The following is a 16,255-nucleotide window of genomic DNA, read 5'->3' on the forward strand; positions in this document are numbered from 1 at the left end:
GCCCGGATGAGCGAAGCGACATCCGGGTTTGCGAGCGCCCCGCATGTCGCTCCGCTCATGCGGGCTACGTATCGTCCACATTTCGCCAGGACCGACATGACCGACAATCTCACCGGCGTCTGGAACGGCAGCTATGTTCAGCCAGGCGGCATGGTCACGTTCCTGGCGACGCTGATCGACGCCGGCGGCGCGCTCGGCGGCAGCGTGACCGAGCCTTGCATGGCGCCCGGCTGCCCGCTCAGCACCCACAATGCCTCGCTGGCGGGTCACCGCTCCGGCAGCGCGGTGTCGTTCGTCAAGCGCTACGAGCCGCGAGGCTACGGCTATGACACGGTCCACTATGAAGGCGCGGTCAATGCCGACGCGACCGAGATCGACGGGCGCTGGAGCATCCGCGGCACGGCGTACTCGGGAACGTTCCTGATGGTGCGTTCGACGGGGCCGGCGCAAGCGGTGACGGCCGAAGACGAGATCAAGGAGCCGGTGCGCTAGCGCCTGACGAGATCAAGGGAATCGAGCCGCGACCTCGCCCCGCTTGCGGCAGGCAATCGCATAGGGCTACGGCCATGTCCCGTAGCGTGGGGTGAGGCGCGTCTATCTTATTTCGGAATAATAGAATAATGCCACTGATTTGCCCGACATGTCAAGTGGCCGTGTCGAATGCCGGCACGCCGCCGGCTACTGTGCATGGGGTTGTTTTCGATGTTTTGGCAATGCGCCCCTGCGGAGGCAGGCCGTATGCGGCTAAAGCCCCTCACTCAGCCCTCTCCCCGCAAGAACGGGGAGTGGGCGATTTACCGACAGCCCTCAGCCCAGCGCCGCGATCTCACGCGCGAGGTTGTCGCGGGCGCGGCGGTCGTAGGTCGCGGCGAAGCCGGCATCGGGGAAGATCACCTGGCGTGCGGCAAAGTGGCGAAGCACCTTGGCGCGGCCGGCGCGATAGTCGGCGTCGCCGACATGGATGAACTCCTGCCGGATCGCCGCGGCATAGGCATCGTAGCGCGCGGGCTCGGCGCCGAGAATGCTGAGGTCGATCGAGATCAGGATCGCGCCGAGACGATCATCGGCCTGAACGTCGTGCGTCTTCGTCAGACGGATCAGGCGGCCGACCTCGTGGCCGATCCCGGCGCGAACGTGCTGCTCGGCGAGCTGCGCGCTCAGCTCCTCATTGTCCGGCCCGGTCGGGTCGTAGACGACATCGTGCCACCAGATCGCCTCCGACAGGATCTCGCGCTCGACCGCGGAGAGGCCGTCGACGCGCGCGAGCGCCGCGAGGCAGTCCTCGATATGCGCGAGGTTATGATAGTGGCGGCCGGGCGCCGCGTAGGCGGCGACCAAATCTTCGCGGTTCATCGCCGAGGTATATGACGGGAGCGGCTGAAATGGTAGCGGTCGGGTCCGAATCTGCGAGGCAAACTCGCTCAACCTCTCCCGCTTGCGGGGGAGGTCGGCGCGTAGCGCCGGGTGGGGGCTCTTTCCACGATGTGACTCGCGGAGAGAGCCCCACCCCAACCCTCCCCCGCAAGCGGGAGAGGGAGCGCATCACCGTTGCGACTGCCACTCAACCTAATTCCAACATCCGCTAGCCCTTGGATACGCCGCTCAACCTCCTGTCAAATGCCCGATAGCAAGCCCCACCGCCTCCCCGATCAGCTCCGCGCCAATCTGCGGCTGGTGTTCGTCGGCACCGCGGCCAGCACGCGCTCGGCCGCCGTCGGGCATTACTACGCGCATCCCGGCAATCGCTTCTGGCGCGCGCTGCATGAGGCCGGCATCACGCCGCGGCGTTATCGGCCGGATGAGTTCACGGCATTGCTCGAACTCGGCATCGGCTTCACCGATCTCTCCAAGACCGGCGCCGGGATGGATCATGAGATCGCGCGGGGCTCGTTCGACGTCGTGGGCTTCAGGACGAAGATCGAGATGGTTCGGCCGAAGACCATCGCCTTCACCAGCAAGAAGGCCGCGAGCCTGTTTTACGACAAGCCGACCAGCGCGCTTGCGCTCGGGAGGCAGCCGGCGACGAGCGGCTTTCCAGATGTGTTCGTGCTGCCGTCGCCATCGGGTGCGGCGTCGGGGCACTGGACGTTGCAGCCGTGGCGTGAGCTGGCCGAGTGGATCGCTGAATCGTAGGATGGGTAGAGCGCCTTGTCCGCCGTAGCTCAAAGAGCGAAGGCGGAAGCGAAACCCATCATCTCTCCCGCGGCTACGAAGTTGATGGGTTTCGCTTCGCTCTACCCATCCTACGAGAACCGAACCCTCACTCCTTCAACGTGATCGCAAGCCCGCTGAGGTCGACATTGGCCATCAGCCCGATCTGCTTGCCGCTCAGTTCGAGCACCGCGCCGTTCTGGTTGGTCAAGAGGATGCCGCGCACACCGGCACCGAGCGCAACGCCCATGCCGGCCGCGGCGTAGACGCCGGCGATATCCTGGGCGCGGCGGATGTTGCGCACCCGCCCCTGCAACGTGGTCTGGGAGCCGCCGAAGACGAGGCCGTAGTCCAGCCCGCCGGCGGTCAGCCCGTAGGTCTGGCCGTGGAAGGTCAGGACGCCCTTGCCGGCGGAACCGCCGAAGAACCAGCCGCCCTTGAAGATGACGAGCGTCACCGCGCCCTCGTCGGCCAGTGCAGCGGACGATCCGGTGAGCAGCGCCAGTGCGAACAGCACGGCGCGGGCGGCGGATGACAATCTCATGGGGAGTTCTCCGGACGAAGTGAAGCGAATCGCGGCAATCCAATCGGGCGGCGGCACGTCGAAATGCCGGCAAAACACGCGGGATTGCGCTTGTTCCTGTTATTGCGGAGTCTATCATCGGGCGTGTAGTCGCGCGACCATTGGCGCATGCGCTGCCACCGCTTTGCGCCATCGCTGAGGAGTTTGCGCAACAGGGACCCGCACCGATGCACGATTTCACCCCACTTTCCGGCCTTCTCGGCGGCGCGCTGATCGGCCTCGCCGCGGCGCTGCTGATGCTGCTGACCGGGCGGATCGCCGGCGTCACCGGCATCGTCGGCGGCCTGCTCCAGCCCGATACCGCCGACCGCACTTCCGACCACTCCTGGCGCATCGCGTTCATCGCCGGGCTGATCGCGGCGCCCCTGATTGCGGCGCTGTTCGGCGCGCCGCTGCCACGGCCTGCGATGAATGCGAGCCTTGTGGTGATCGCGATCGCAGGCCTTCTGGTCGGGTTCGGCACAAGGATGGGCAATGGCTGCACCTCGGGCCACGGCGTCTGCGGCTTCGCGCGGCTGTCCGGCCGCTCGATCGTGGCCACGTTCATCTTCATGACGGCGGCGATCGTGACGGTTGCGATCGTCAGGCACGGGATCGGAGGTTAGCGATGCCCCTTCTCGCAAGCTTCCTCTGTGGCCTGATCTTCGGCGCGGGTCTTTTGATCTCGGGCATGACCGATCCGCAGAAGGTGCTCGGCTTCCTTGACCTGTTCGGCGCGTGGGATGCGACGCTTGCCTTCGTGATGGCGGGTGCGGTTGCGGTCGCGGCAACCGGCTTTGCGATCGCGCGGCGGCGCACCGCGCCTGCCTTCTCGGCGCGCTTCCTCTGGCCCGACCGCAACGACATCGATGCGCCGCTGGTTGGTGGCGCCGTGCTGTTCGGCATCGGCTGGGGCCTCGCCGGCATCTGCCCCGGGCCCGCGCTGGTCAATCTTGCCGGGCTTTCGCTGCCGATCGTGGTGTTCGTCGTCGCGATGCTGGCAGGCATGATCGGCCAGAATCTCTTCGGCAAGAATCTCTGGCGCCGGCGCACAATGGCGCCGCGCGGCGTCGAAACCACTTCCCTTCCATCTCGCGCAGACGGGTGACCCCAATGACAGAAACGACAACAATCAAGCACTTCCCTCCGCCGCCCGGCGTCACGGCGCCGCCGCTCTCGTTCGGCGCCCGCGTCGGCGATCTCTTGTTCATCTCAGGCATTCCCGGCTTCGACGCCAACCGCGAGCTGCCCGACAGCTTCGAGGCGCAGTTCGCCAACGTCGTCACCAATTTCCGGCGCGTGCTGACCGAGGCCGGCGCGACGATGCGCGATCTCGTCAAGGTCAACGTGCTGCTGACCCGCGCCAGCGACGTCGCGACGATGAACGTTCTGTATGCCGGCGCGTTCGGCCCTGCACCCTACCCCGCGCGCACCACCTGCGTCGTGGTGGCGCTGCCCAATCCGAAGATGCTGATCGAGATCGAGGGCGTGGCACAAGTGAAGGGGTGAAGCCGCGACCGTAGGGTGGGTTAGCCGAAGGCGTAACCCACCGATGCTCCGGCAAGGAAGACGGCGGGTTACGCTTCGCTAACCCGCCCTACGAAGTCGGCACATCGCGAAAGCTCGGACAAAACGCGTCGCGAGAACGCGGGGTTGCGAGTTTTAGAATCCAGGCCGTGCAACACACTCGCCGTCGTCCTGGCGAAAGCCAGGACCCATTACCCCAAATCTCGATTGTTGCGCGACGCTGGGGCCGCGTTCCCGTTCACGATCAACTGCGGTGGTTATGGGTCCTGGCTTTCGCCAGGACGACGATGTGGAGAGAGCTGGGCGCAAATCCACGCTGCGCCACGCTTCTTCAGCCAGCCCCTAAAACAACGACCCCTGCCCGTCATCCTCGCGCACCGGCGCCTTGCGCACCGGTACCTTCTTCGGGGCCGGCGCGTCCTCCGCGGCGATCTCTTCCGCGGTCATCGGCAGCAGCAATTGCGCATCGTCGTTGGCGACGGCGTTCACGCGCATCGTCACCTGGTGCCAGGCGAACTCGCCGACGTCGGGTCCCTTCAACATCGGCATCACGTCGTCGACATCGTTGGGCAGGCAGTCGAGCCAGCGCGCGAATTGCTCGGGCCGGATCGTGACGGGCACGCGGTGATGCAATTGCGCGAGGTCGGGGCTCGCGGGCGCAGTGACGATCGCAACGGTGTCCTGCTCCTCGCCGTTCGGTCCCATCCAGGTCTCGGCGAGCGCGGCGAAGGCGAGCGGATGGCCATCGCGGCGATGGATGAAGAACGGCCGCTTGCGGCCGCCGGCATCCTGCCATTCGTAATAGCCGTCGGCCGGGATCAACGCGCGGCGCCGCTTGATCGCATTCTTGAACGCCGGCTTCTCCCGCACCGTCTCGGAGCGGGCGTTGATGAGCAGCGAGAACGTGCGGGGATCCTTGACCCAGGACGGGATCAGGCCCCAGCGCATCAATTGAAAATGCCGGCCGCCATTCTGCAGCAGCACGACCGGGATCGGCTGGGTTGGCGCAACATTATACCGCGGCGGAAAATTCGGCTGCTCGATGTAGCCGAACATCTCTCGCAAGGCCGCCGGCGGCGAGGTAATGACAAAGCGTCCGCACATATCCTGTCCAGGGTGGTATCCGTTTATTCCGCCTTAACTTGGACCGTTAAAGACTGCGACCAATGACCTCAACGGCCGCCATAGCGGGCTCTTCCCCGCGACCGACGTACCCCGACGAGGCGCGGGCGGCGCTGTTGCGCGCCGCCAACATCAATCCCCGCACCGGGCTTGCGACCGACTACCTCAATCACTTCAACGAAGCCATCATGCTGCTGGAGATGGTGCCGGACCTGCCGGAATGCGCCAGCGATTTCCTCGAATGGCAACCCCTGTCCTATGCCGAGCATTTCACCGCGTCCAATTTTCGGGCGCGTGACCTCGCGATCGAGGCCTATGAGACCGCGGACACCCGAATCCGGGCCGAATTCGACCAGCTCACCGCCAACATGACCAGTATCCTGACCGAGGTCGGCGCGGCGATGCGGCAATTGCATCAGGACAAGAGCCGGGTCGCGCTGGCCGAGCAGGCCATCGTCTGGGTCAAGCCGCTGGTGATGCAGACCGCCGGCGTCATCAACGGCGCCGCCGAGGCCGATGTCGAGAGCATCATGGCGGGCGCCTGATTTATCAGGCATGATGGTCGTCAAAACTGGTTGTCGTCTTGAGTTCTCCCGAACCTCCGATCCGCCCGCAGCTCGCCGTCTCCGGCGTGATTTTCCGCGACGGCAAGGTGCTGCTGGTGCGCCGCGCCCACTCGCCGGGCAAGGGCTTCTATTCGCTGCCCGGCGGCCGGGTCGAGTTCGGCGAGACGCTGCACACCGCCCTGCACCGGGAGATCGACGAGGAGACCGGCCTGCGGGTCGAGATCCTGGGCCTGGCCGGCTGGCGCGAGGTGCTGCCGACCGGTCCCGGCACCGGGCACTATATGATCATGACGTTCGCGGCGCGCTGGGCCTCCCGCGAGCCGGTGCTGAACGACGAGCACGACGATTTCAAATGGCTGGCGCCGGAGGAGATCGGCGACCTCAAGGTCACCGGCGGTCTCCATGAGGTCATTGCGGCCGCCCGGCGGCTGGTTTGAGCCTGTCTGGGGGCGCCTTGGAGCGCTCTGCCGCCTTGCCTCGGGCGCATTGAGGGGGCATACCACGGCGATTCCGGAACCCCTGATGATCAGAGCCTTTCTCGCCGTTGTGATCCTGATGTCGGCATGCCTCGCGACGCCCGCCCGCGCGCAGGACGCGGCTGCGCCGTTCGACGGCGACCTGCAGCGGCTGGCCGAGATCCTCGGCGCCCTGCACTACCTGCGCGGCATCTGCGGCTCCAACGAGGGCGCCAAATGGCGCAACGAGATGCAGGCGCTGATCGATGCCGAGACTCCCTCCGGCGACCGCCGCGCCCGCATGGTCGCCGGCTTCAACCGCGGCTACAACGGCTTCCAGCAGACCTACCGGACCTGCACCCCCGCGGCCTCCGTGGCGATCCGCCGCTACATCGAGGAAGGCTCGAAGATCTCGCGCGACCTGACGGCCCGCTATGCTAACTGACCGCGCGATCTTCTTCGACCTCGACGGCACCCTGACCGACCCGAAGCCCGGCATCACCGGCTCGATCCAGTATGCGCTGGGCAAGCTCGGCCGCCCGGTTCCGTCACAGGACGAACTGACCTGGTGCATCGGCCCGCCGCTGCGGGCGAGCTTTGCGATGCTGCTCGGCGGCGAGGAGCTCGCCGACCGCGCCGTCGAGCTCTACCGCGAGCGGTTCGGCGATGTCGGGCTGTTCGAGAACAGCGTCTATCCCGATATCGCCGACGTGCTGGCGGAGCTGCGGCAGGCGCCGGGGCGCATCTACGTTGCAACCTCGAAGCCGCATGTGTTCGCGACGCGGATCGTCGCGCATTTCGGCCTCAGCCGGTATTTCGACCACGTGTTCGGCTCCGAGCTTGACGGAACCCGGGTCAACAAGGTCGACCTGCTGGCCTATGCGCTGGCGCAGGCCGGGGCCGACCCGGGCAAGGCCCTCATGATCGGCGACCGCAGTCACGACGTTGTCGGAGCTACCCGCAACGGCATCCGCGCCATCGGCGTCACCTATGGCTACGGCACGCCGGAGGAACTGATCGAGGCCGGCGCCAGCCATCTGTGCGCCTCGCCGCGCGCCGTGCTGGACCATATCCACAGCTCATTTGGCTGATCGCGGCGGCGCGATCCGGAATTCCCCTTTAAATGCCGTGTCGGGCGTTAACCTTTTCGAAAGATGTGGGCTAGGCGGTACCCGCATGCGTGATAAATCTCGCGCGTCGCAGTGGTTCGCTCCTCGGACCGCGCGCATTCATTTTGCAGAGTTTCATGCGCCATCCAGCGTCCTTTCCCCATCACCAAGACCCCCGTCCCGATCACGAGCAGAAGCAGGCGGCGCTGGGCTACCTGAACGAGGCCTGGGCGGAAGCGCGTCACGACGGCGTCGATGGCGACTGCCTGGCGCAGGCGAGCCTGTTTGCGGCGCTCGCGGAGCTCGTCGGCACCTATGGCGAGGACGCGGTGGCGAAGTTCGCCGAGGGTCTCGCCGCGCGGGTGCGCAACGGCGAGTTCTCGCTGGCATTGGCCCGGCAGTAATTCCGCAAAGCGTTTTCGAGCGAAGTGAGCACCGGTTCGCGTAAAGAAAACGCGTCAAACAAGAATCTAGCGCATTCGATGCGCTAGGCCTTCAGCGTCTCGAGGAAGCGGACCGGCTCGCCCGTCGACGGCGTCGTCACTTCGCCCTGCCACATCACCCGCTTGCCGCGCACGAAGGTGCCGACCGGCCAGCCCTGCACCCGCACGCCGTCATAGGGCGTCCAGGCTGCGCGCGAGGCGATCCATTTGTTGGTGATGGTCTCGCTGCGCTTCAGATCGACCACGGTGAAGTCGGCATCATAGCCCGCCGCGATGCGGCCCTTGCAGGCGATGTTGAACAGCCGCGCCGGACCCGCGCTGGTGAGATCGACGAACCGAGCCAGCGACAGCCGCCCGGCATTGACGTGATCGAGCATCAAGGGCACCAGCGTCTGCACGCCGGTCATGCCGGACGGCGAGGCCGGATAGGCCTTGGCCTTCTCCTCCAGCGTATGCGGCGCGTGGTCGGAGCCGAGCACGTCGATGATGCCCTGCTCGATGCCGTACCAGATGCCGGCGCGATGGTCGGCCGAGCGCACCGGCGGGTTCATCTGCGCCAGCGTGCCGAGCCGCTCGTAGCACTCCGGCGCGGCCATCGTGAGGTGGTGCGGCGTCGCCTCGCAGGACGCGACATCCTTGTGGTCGCGCAGATACAGGATCTCTTCCTTGGTCGAGATATGCAGCACATGGATGCGCTTGCCGGTCTCACGCGCGAGATTGACCAGACGCTCGGTCGCCATCAGCGCCGCGGTTTCGTCGCGCCACACCGGATGCGAGCGCGGGTCGCCCTCGATCCGCAGCGGCTTGCGGTCGTTCAGGCGATACTCGTCCTCGGCGTGGAATGCGGCGCGGCGCCGGATCACCTGAAAGATCCGCCGCAGGCTCTCGTCGTCCTCGACCAGCAGCGCGCCGGTGGAGGAGCCGATGAACACCTTGACGCCGGCGCAGCCCGGGGCGCGCTCGAGCTCCGGCAGGTCCCGCACGTTTTCGCGGGTGCCGCCGATGAAGAACGCGAAATCGCAATGCATGCGATGGTGGCCGCGCTTGATCTTGTCGGTGAACGCCGCTTCCGTGACGGTCAGCGGGTTGGTGTTCGGCATCTCGAACACGGCAGTGACGCCGCCCATCACGGCGCTGCGCGAGCCGGTCTCGAGATCTTCCTTCTGCGTCAGCCCGGGCTCGCGGAAATGCACCTGGGTGTCCATCACGCCGGGCAGGATATGCAGGCCCTTGCAGTCGATCACCTCGCCGGCCGAGGCCTGACCGAGCGCGCCGATCGCGGCGATGCGGCCGTTGGTGACGCCGATATCGCGCACGCCCTCGCCGTCCTGATTGACCACGGTGCCGGATTTTAGAATGGTGTCGAAATGCTGATTCATCGGTCCTCGGCGCCCGCTTTCGGCTATCGCGCGGGCCTTGTTCGGCGCACTCTAGCGCCTTAGCTTGGCAGGGGATATCCGCGAGGACAGCGTTTCCCAAGGAACTTGGAAAAAGAGCCAATTTTGCGAATGAAAGCAGCGTTTCTTCCAGATCGGGGCGTGGTCAAAATCTCTGGCGAGGACGCCCGCAACTTCCTCAACGGCCTCATCACGACCGATGTCGAGCAGCTGGCCCCGGGACAGGCCCGGTTCGGCGCGCTGCTGACGCCGCAGGGCAAGATCATCGTCGATTTCCTGATCACCGAGATACCCACAGGCCATGGCGGCGGCTTCCTGATCGACGCGCCGCGCGCGCTCGCCAAGGGGCTTGCCGACAAGCTCGGCTTCTACAAGCTGCGCGCCAAAGTCGTGGTCGAAAATCTCTCCGACAGTCTCGGTGTGCTGGCAGCCTGGGACGGCGAGCCGGCGGCGATCCCTGATCTTGCCTTCGCCGACCCGCGCAATGCGGCGCTCGGCTGGCGCATCCTGATCCCGGAGGATCTGAAGCAGAAACTCGCTGAGCTGATCGACGCCGATCTCGTCGACTCCAGCGCCTATGAGGCGCATCGCATCGCGGCCGGCGTGCCGCGCGGCGGGCTCGACTTCACGTATGGCGACGCCTTCCCGCACGAGACCAATATGGACCGCCTCAACGGCGTCGATTTCGACAAGGGCTGCTATGTCGGCCAGGAGGTGGTGTCGCGCATGCAGCATCGCGGCACGGCGCGCACCCGCACGGTGAAGATCATTCTCGACGGCCCCTCCCCCGAGACTGGCGCGACGATCCAGGCTGGCGACAAGCAGGTCGGCACCATGGGTTCGACCGCCGGCGAGAAGGGCCTCGCGCTGGTGCGCATCGACCGCGTCGCCGATGCGCTCGACGCCGGTCTGCCGCTGACCGCGGGCGGGCTCGCGCTTCACCTCGCCGATCCTGATGCTGTCCGCACCACACCCAAGAAGACCGTCGCATGAGCCGCACCGCGCAACTGCATCCCGACGGCAAGACACGCTGCCCGTGGCCGGGCGAGGACGCGTTCTACGTCGCCTATCACGACAATGAATGGGGCGTGCCGGAATATGACGACCGTGCGCTCTACGAAAAGCTGATCCTCGACGGCTTCCAGGCCGGCCTGTCCTGGATCACGATCCTGCGCAAGCGCGAGAATTTCCGCAAAGCCTTCGACGATTTCCAGCCCGAGAAGATTGCGCGCTACACCGACAAGAAGGTGCATGCGCTGATGAACGACGCCGGCATCGTCCGCAACCGCGCCAAGATCGAAGGCACGGTGGCGAGCGCCAAGTCGTATCTCGAGATCATGGAGAAGGGCCCCGGCTTCTCGAAATTCCTGTGGGATTTCGTCGACGGCAAGCCGAAGGTCAATCAATTCAAGACCACCGCGAGCGTGCCGGCCTCGACGCCGGTCTCGATCAAGGTCTCCAAGGAGCTCGGCGCGCGCGGCTTCAAATTCGTCGGCCCCACCATCGTCTATGCCTTCATGCAGGCAACCGGCATGGTCAACGATCATCTCGTGACCTGCTTCTGCCACGAGGCCTGCAGCGGCAAGCTCCGCACACCGCGGCTCAAGAAGAAATGACTGCGCGTCAATCGACCGAGACCACCCGCGCCTGGCAGCGGATGTTGTCGGGGCGCCGGCTGGACCTGCTCGATCCGTCGCCGCTCGATATCGAGATCGTCGACATCGCGCATGGACTGGCGCGGGTCGCGCGCTGGAATGGCCAGACCAGCGGCGCGCACATCTTCTCGGTGGCGCAGCACACGCTGCTGGTCGAGGCCGTGATGCGTCAGCAATTGCCGCGCGTCGATATCCGCCATCGTCTCGCTGCATTGCTGCATGACGCACCCGAATATGTCATCGGCGACATGATCTCGCCGTTCAAGGCGGTGCTATCAGGCGAATACAAGGCGGTGGAGAAGCGGCTGCTGTCAGCGATCCATATCCGCTTCGGCCTGCCGGCGCTGCTGGCGGATGAGATCACCCAGCAGATCAAGGCCGCCGATCGCGGCGCCGCCTATCTCGAGGCGACGCATCTGGCGGGATTTTCGCAAGCCGAAGCCAGGCGGCTGTTCGGCCGCGATCCGGAATTGCCCGAAGCCACCGAGCGCGACTATCTGACGCCCTGGACCGCCGCGAGGGCTGAGAAGCAGTTCCTCGAACGCTTCAAGGCATTGCACGCATCGTAGGCGCGGCACCGCGAAGCGTGCGGCCGGTTGCGCCGCAAAACCAAGAGCGGGCATTGTGCCGCCCGGCTTTGCCCACCCGGGAACAGCCGTTATAATCGGGCGCACCGATAGCCAAGGACCATCATGCTTCACGTCTGCTCGCTTGCCGCGCTCCCCGACACGGTTCGTGCCACCGGCGCCAGCCATGTGCTGACCGTGATGGCCAATGTCGACCAGGTGCAGCGGCCGCCCTCCGTGCTTCCGGCCAACCATCTGAAAGTGTCGATGGACGACATCATCGAACAGATGGACGGATTCGTGGCCCCCAACGAGACGCATATCGAGAGGGTGCTGGCCTTCGTGCGCGGCTGGGATCGCCGCGCGCCGATGGTGGTGCATTGCTACGCCGGCATCAGCCGCTCGACCGCAAGCGCATTCGCCACGGTCTGCGCGCTCAATCCGCACCGCGACGAAATGTCCATCGCCCGGCTGATCCGCGAGGCCTCGCCGATCGCGGCGCCCAACCGCCTGATCGTCAGCCTCGCCGACAAGGCGCTGGGGCGCGAGGGCCGGATGCTGCGCGCGCTCGATGCGATGGGCCCCGGCAGCATGAGCGTCGAGGGCCGGCCCTTCCACATCGATCTGGATTAGCGCGGCCTGCCACGCCCCGCCGCTTGAACTTCCAGTCCGCTCAACTGCACTACTAGAGCGGGATGACTGTTCTTCGAATCGTCATCCCGCTCTAGTTCTTTGATTTGAGCATGATCTTTTCGGAAAACCGCACACACTTTTCCGGATCATGCTTTAGGTTGCGACGGGCGGCCGGCTGGCCGATGGTCCGGCGCGTCCCGCCGGAGGCCCAATGTTCGATTCGCCGTTCGATTTCCTCACGCTCGTCATCGCCATTGTCGCGATCATCTTTGCGCGCAAGGCGCTGGGCCAGATTGCGGTGCTGCAGCGCCGGCTGGATGCGATCGAGGCCGCAGCTGTGGCCGCCGCGCGGACGGCCGTGCCGCCGCCGCTGACGCCGCTCGAGGCGTTCGAGCAGACGCTTCCGGCGGCGCCTCCCATCGCGCCGCCGCCGCTCCCCGAAGCGGCTGCGAGCCAGCCGGATGCGCGTGCAGAGGCAACCGCGGACGCGGCCGCCCCACCGCCGCTGCCAGAACCGCCCGCCCCGCCGCAGCCGGAGCCCGGCTTCGAAGAGACGCTCGGCACGCGCTGGGTGGTGTGGATCGGCGGCCTGACGCTCGCACTCGGCGGCTTCTTCATGGTGCGCTATTCGATCGAGGCCGGGCTGCTCGGCCCCGGCGTGCGCACGTTGCTCGGCGGATTGTTCGCGCTCGCCCTGCTCGGCGCCGGTGAATGGACGCGGCGCCAAGAAAGCATCTCCAGCATCGCGGCACTGCCGATCGCCAACATTCCGGCGATCCTCACCGCCGCCGGCACCGCGGTGGCGTTCGCCACCGTCTACGCCGCCTATGCGCTGTACGACTTCCTCGCGCCGGCAACCGCTTTCATCCTGCTCGGCATGGTCGCGCTCGGCACGCTCGCGGCCGCGCTGCTGCACGGGCCAGCGCTGGCCGGGCTCGGCATCGTCGGCGCCTTCGTCACCCCGATCCTGGTCTCCTCCGACAAACCCGACTTCTGGTCGCTCTACATTTATCTTGCGATCGTCACGGCGGCGGCGTTCGGCCTCGCGCGGATCCGGCTGTGGCGATGGCTTGCGGTCACGACGATCGCGTTCGCGCTGCTGTGGACCCTCCCGTGCCTGCAATGCGGGCCGGAGGTGATCGCGCCGCACGTCTTCCACGTGATCGCGGGTTTCGTGCTGGCGGCGCTGCTGGTGGTCTGCGGCTTCATGTTCGGCCCCGACGGCGATGGCGAGGAGATCGAGCCGATCTCATCCGGCTCGCTCGCAGCCTATCTGTTTGGCGCGATGCTGATCGTGCTCAACAGCGCGCACGCCGACAGCGCGATGATCGGCTTTGCGCTGCTGACAGCCGCCAGCCTCGTCGTGGCCTGGCGCGCGCCCGCCGCTGCCGGCGCGATCGCCGCCGCGTCCGCATTCGTCTTCATCGTGTTCGGCGAGTGGGCCGTCCGCCGCAACGTCGACATGCTGGTGCTGCCGGGCGGTGCGATCCCGGGCATCGGCCCGTCCGCGACCGACGGCTCGGTCTCGCTGCATCTCGTCACCGCCGCGCTGTTCGCCGCCGCCTTCGGCATCGCCGGCTTCCTCGCGCAACTGCGTTTTGCCACCACGAAGATCACGGTGACCTGGGCCGCGGCAGCCGTGTTCACGCCGGTCGCACTGCTGGTCGCACTTTATGCGCGCATCGCGCATCTCGATCGCTCGATCCCGTTCGCGATCCTCGCCGTGCTGCTCGCCGCCGCCTACGCGGCCGCGACCGAAGCACTGACCCGCCGCGGCGAGCGGCCGGAGCTGTCGCCCTCGATCGCGCTGTCGGCGACCGGCGCCCTCGCCTCGCTGGCGCTGGCGCTGACCTTCGCACTCGACAAGGGCTGGCTCACCATCGCGCTGGCGCTGGTGTCGATGGGCACGGCATGGCTGTCGGTGCAGCGGCCGATCCCGTTCCTGCGCTGGCTCGCCGCGATCCTGGCCGGCATCGTGGTGCTGCGCATCGGCTATGAGCCGCGGATCGCGGGCGACGCCGTCGGCACCACGCCGATCTTCAACTGGTTGCTGTGGGGCTATGGCGTCCCGGCGCTGTCATTCTGGGCGGCAAGTCATTTCCTGCGCCGCAGCGGCGACGACGTCCCGCTGCGCATGGTCGAATCCGCTGCGATCCTGTTCACGGTGCTGCTCGCCTTCATGGAGATCCGTCATGCGGTCAATGCCGGCGACGTCTATCGCGAGAGCGCCGGACTGACCGAAGTCGCGTTGCAGGTCGGCGTAACGCTCGCGATGGCGATCGGGCTGGAGCGGCTGCGGCTGCGCAGCGGCAGCATCGTCCACAATGTCGGCGCGGTGCTGCTGACCGCGTTCGCCGGGCTTGCCAGCCTGTTCGGGCTGCTGGGGCTGGAGAACCCGATGCTGTGGTGGCAGGACGTCGGCGGCAGCTTCATCAATCTGCTGCTGCTCGGCTATGCATTGCCGGCCGTGCTGGCGCTGCTGTTGTCCTACGCGGTGGCGGGGCATCGTCCCGCTGCATACGCCAACACGATCGCCGCCGGCGCGCTGGTGCTTGCGCTCGCTTACGTCACGTTCGAAATTCGCAGGCTCTATCATGGACCGGTGCTGACGCGCGGCGAGACCACGGGCGCGGAGCAATACACCTATTCGATCGCCTGGCTGATGTTCGGCGTCGTGCTGCTCGGCATCGGCATCGTCGTCAACTCGCAGCGGGCGCGGCTCGCCTCCGCCGCGGTGATCGGGCTTACGATCCTGAAAGCGTTCCTGGTCGACATGTCGACGCTCACGGGTGTCTACCGGGCGCTGTCGTTCATGTGCCTTGGCATTGTGCTGGTCGCGATCGGCTGGCTGTATCAGCGGATCCTGTTCCGCAGGCGGGCCGCTCCGCCGGTCCCGCAGGCTGGGGCCTGAAGCTTGTTGTCCTGAACGGCGAAAAGCCTCAGTCGACGGATTCGGCAACCAGCCGAATCCTGAACACGGGCTTCCGGCTCTCGTCGAGCAGCTCCATGTGCCATTCGCTGTCTTGCTTCATGTTGCGCGAAATGCTGCCAAGGAAATTACCGCAGACCTTGGTCATCTCGGCCCAGGCCACGTCACGGCTCTCGAACTCCGTCGCGTGGTCGGACGCACCAGCGTAATCGCCATCACTGATACGGAAAAAATATTGCGCCATATGACTACTCAAATCGGTGCCCTCGTCATCCCGCCTGTCGGCGAACGCTAGGCTATTGAGTAGCTATCAACGCGTGGCGACCGCCATCCGTATGACTACGGCTTGGCGTTATTCCCGCTAGCGCGCAGATGAGACGTTAGAGCGTTTTCGAGCGAAGTGGATACCGGTTCGCGTGAAGAAAACGCGTCAAAACAAGAATCTAGAGCCCGTTCCGATTCAATCGGAACGGATAGGCTCTAGTCGGTGGAACGGCGCAATTCCGGCGCGCTCTCGACCTTGGCGGGCTCGGCCTTGACCGGCTCGAGCTTCGCGCTTCCGACCTGCGGTGTCTCGACGCGCGACACTTCGGTCGGCGAGGCATCCGCTGATCGGGTGCGCGGGTGCAGCGAGCGCGGACGCGCCACCGCGCGTGCCATCAGCATTTGCTGGCCGCCCTGGTGATGGAAATCGCAGTAGGCGAAGCCCATGCCGGAGACCGAGCCGCGGAACGTGCGGTCGTCCTGCTTGTCGAGATTGAAGCAAGGTTCGAACGGAATGCCCTTCAGCGACGCGCACACGCTCTGACCGCGGATTTGCAGCGTATTGCCGGGCAGGCGCACGTGGCGGATAGGTCCGGAGCCGGAGAACTGGATCGAGCCTGTGGCGCCCAGATCGTCGAGGATACGGCCGGCGCCGCGGGTGCCGTCGAAACAGGTGAATGCGAACACCTTGCCGGCGACGAATTTGCGGGCCTCATCGGCGTTCATCGCGCCTGCGAATGCCGGCACGACCATCGCTCCGGCCGTGACGGCCCCCAACACCAAACGCGCAAGCATGAGCTACTCCACTTACGAGCGCGGGCACCCGCTCCTTGTTGAGCATGATCCCCGCACCAACGCTTCTCGACGTCTGCGCGA

General features: G+C 66.2%; 21 protein-coding genes. 15 read left to right on the forward strand and 6 right to left on the reverse strand.

The genetic code is table 11. From position 1 onward, the window contains the following. Window positions 1-96 precede the first annotated feature (96 nt). Entirely contained in the window at window positions 97-492 is a 396-nt protein-coding gene (locus tag ACVIGB_RS17930) for a hypothetical protein (RefSeq protein ID WP_456721629.1), read from the forward strand. A gap of 315 nt (window positions 493-807) precedes the next feature. Here ACVIGB_RS17930 and ACVIGB_RS17935 read toward each other — a convergent pair whose 3' ends face one another. Further along, entirely contained in the window at window positions 808-1,353 is a 546-nt protein-coding gene (locus ACVIGB_RS17935; protein WP_456721628.1) for an HD domain-containing protein, read from the reverse strand. Between the two features lie 264 nt (window positions 1,354-1,617). Here ACVIGB_RS17935 and ACVIGB_RS17940 point away from each other — a divergent pair, with 264 nt between their 5' ends. Beyond that, window positions 1,618-2,133: a mismatch-specific DNA-glycosylase gene (locus ACVIGB_RS17940; RefSeq protein ID WP_456721627.1), complete on the forward strand. Its 516-nt coding sequence runs from the start codon at window positions 1,618-1,620 to the stop codon at window positions 2,131-2,133. A gap of 127 nt (window positions 2,134-2,260) precedes the next feature. Here the strand turns inward: ACVIGB_RS17940 and ACVIGB_RS17945 are convergent, their stop codons facing one another. Further along, on the reverse strand, window positions 2,261-2,695 hold the full coding sequence (locus tag ACVIGB_RS17945) for a hypothetical protein (RefSeq protein ID WP_092116023.1): 435 nt from the start codon (window positions 2,693-2,695) through the stop codon (window positions 2,261-2,263). Window positions 2,696-2,901: 206 nt separating this feature from the next. Between ACVIGB_RS17945 and ACVIGB_RS17950 the strand changes: the two genes are divergently transcribed. The 3 genes from ACVIGB_RS17950 to ACVIGB_RS17960 are packed head-to-tail and all read left to right on the forward strand — an operon-like array spanning window position 2,902 to window position 4,222. Then, on the forward strand, window positions 2,902-3,339 hold the full coding sequence (locus tag ACVIGB_RS17950) for a YeeE/YedE family protein (protein WP_456721626.1): 438 nt from the start codon (window positions 2,902-2,904) through the stop codon (window positions 3,337-3,339). 2 nt (window positions 3,340-3,341) lie between these two features. Then, window positions 3,342-3,821 carry a DUF6691 family protein gene (locus ACVIGB_RS17955; RefSeq protein ID WP_456721625.1) on the forward strand — a complete coding sequence of 160 codons (480 nt, stop codon included), beginning with the start codon at window positions 3,342-3,344 and terminating at the stop codon, window positions 3,819-3,821. A 5-nt stretch (window positions 3,822-3,826) separates the two neighbouring features. Further along, window positions 3,827-4,222 (forward strand): RidA family protein, encoded by a 396-nt coding sequence (locus ACVIGB_RS17960; protein WP_456721624.1) that lies wholly within the window; start codon window positions 3,827-3,829, stop codon window positions 4,220-4,222. 360 nt (window positions 4,223-4,582) lie between these two features. Here the strand turns inward: ACVIGB_RS17960 and ACVIGB_RS17965 are convergent, their stop codons facing one another. Beyond that, window positions 4,583-5,344, reverse strand: coding sequence for an SOS response-associated peptidase (locus ACVIGB_RS17965; RefSeq protein WP_456721623.1), 762 nt, complete (start codon window positions 5,342-5,344; stop codon window positions 4,583-4,585). A 62-nt stretch (window positions 5,345-5,406) separates the two neighbouring features. On the opposite strand from ACVIGB_RS17965, the gene ACVIGB_RS17970 reads away from it, so the two are divergent. The 5 genes from ACVIGB_RS17970 to ACVIGB_RS17990 all read left to right on the forward strand — a co-directional run bounded on the left by ACVIGB_RS17970 (window position 5,407) and on the right by ACVIGB_RS17990 (window position 7,896). Further along, window positions 5,407-5,907, forward strand: a complete 501-nt coding sequence (locus ACVIGB_RS17970) for a hypothetical protein (protein WP_456721622.1) — start codon at window positions 5,407-5,409, stop codon at window positions 5,905-5,907. A 38-nt stretch (window positions 5,908-5,945) separates the two neighbouring features. Further along, window positions 5,946-6,365 (forward strand): NUDIX hydrolase, encoded by a 420-nt coding sequence (locus tag ACVIGB_RS17975; protein WP_456721621.1) that lies wholly within the window; start codon window positions 5,946-5,948, stop codon window positions 6,363-6,365. An 85-nt stretch (window positions 6,366-6,450) separates the two neighbouring features. Beyond that, complete coding sequence (locus tag ACVIGB_RS17980; protein WP_050424352.1) at window positions 6,451-6,828, forward strand: TIGR02301 family protein; 378 nt, start codon at window positions 6,451-6,453, stop codon at window positions 6,826-6,828. Then, window positions 6,818-7,474, forward strand: coding sequence for an HAD family hydrolase (locus tag ACVIGB_RS17985; RefSeq protein ID WP_456721620.1), 657 nt, complete (start codon window positions 6,818-6,820; stop codon window positions 7,472-7,474). Before ACVIGB_RS17980 ends, ACVIGB_RS17985 begins: the two co-directional genes overlap by 11 nt. A gap of 155 nt (window positions 7,475-7,629) precedes the next feature. Further along, window positions 7,630-7,896: a hypothetical protein gene (locus ACVIGB_RS17990; protein WP_028332620.1), complete on the forward strand. Its 267-nt coding sequence runs from the start codon at window positions 7,630-7,632 to the stop codon at window positions 7,894-7,896. 83 nt (window positions 7,897-7,979) lie between these two features. Here ACVIGB_RS17990 and ACVIGB_RS17995 read toward each other — a convergent pair whose 3' ends face one another. Further along, window positions 7,980-9,314, reverse strand: coding sequence for a dihydroorotase (locus ACVIGB_RS17995; RefSeq protein WP_456721619.1), 1,335 nt, complete (start codon window positions 9,312-9,314; stop codon window positions 7,980-7,982). 129 nt (window positions 9,315-9,443) lie between these two features. Here ACVIGB_RS17995 and ygfZ point away from each other — a divergent pair, with 129 nt between their 5' ends. The 5 genes from ygfZ to ACVIGB_RS18020 all read left to right on the forward strand — a co-directional run bounded on the left by ygfZ (window position 9,444) and on the right by ACVIGB_RS18020 (window position 15,097). Beyond that, entirely contained in the window at window positions 9,444-10,325 is an 882-nt protein-coding gene (gene ygfZ / locus ACVIGB_RS18000) for a CAF17-like 4Fe-4S cluster assembly/insertion protein YgfZ (protein ID WP_092116038.1), read from the forward strand. Further along, complete coding sequence (locus tag ACVIGB_RS18005; protein WP_092116040.1) at window positions 10,322-10,948, forward strand: DNA-3-methyladenine glycosylase I; 627 nt, start codon at window positions 10,322-10,324, stop codon at window positions 10,946-10,948. The genes ygfZ and ACVIGB_RS18005 overlap by 4 nt, the downstream gene beginning before the upstream one ends. Next, a complete protein-coding gene (locus ACVIGB_RS18010) occupies window positions 10,945-11,556 on the forward strand; it encodes a YfbR-like 5'-deoxynucleotidase (RefSeq protein ID WP_456721618.1) in 612 nt (203 codons plus the stop codon). Before ACVIGB_RS18005 ends, ACVIGB_RS18010 begins: the two co-directional genes overlap by 4 nt. A gap of 123 nt (window positions 11,557-11,679) precedes the next feature. Next, entirely contained in the window at window positions 11,680-12,186 is a 507-nt protein-coding gene (locus ACVIGB_RS18015; RefSeq protein WP_092116044.1) for a tyrosine phosphatase family protein, read from the forward strand. A gap of 211 nt (window positions 12,187-12,397) precedes the next feature. Continuing rightward, window positions 12,398-15,097 (forward strand): DUF2339 domain-containing protein, encoded by a 2,700-nt coding sequence (locus tag ACVIGB_RS18020; RefSeq protein WP_456721617.1) that lies wholly within the window; start codon window positions 12,398-12,400, stop codon window positions 15,095-15,097. Between the two features lie 28 nt (window positions 15,098-15,125). On the opposite strand, the gene ACVIGB_RS18025 is transcribed toward ACVIGB_RS18020, so the two are convergent. Both ACVIGB_RS18025 and ACVIGB_RS18030 read right to left on the reverse strand, forming a co-directional pair. Further along, window positions 15,126-15,359 (reverse strand): DUF6894 family protein, encoded by a 234-nt coding sequence (locus ACVIGB_RS18025; protein ID WP_050403167.1) that lies wholly within the window; start codon window positions 15,357-15,359, stop codon window positions 15,126-15,128. A 236-nt stretch (window positions 15,360-15,595) separates the two neighbouring features. Further along, window positions 15,596-16,174 (reverse strand): hypothetical protein, encoded by a 579-nt coding sequence (locus ACVIGB_RS18030; protein WP_092116049.1) that lies wholly within the window; start codon window positions 16,172-16,174, stop codon window positions 15,596-15,598. Window positions 16,175-16,255 lie beyond the last annotated feature (81 nt).

The organism is Bradyrhizobium sp. USDA 4341, assembly GCF_054063755.1.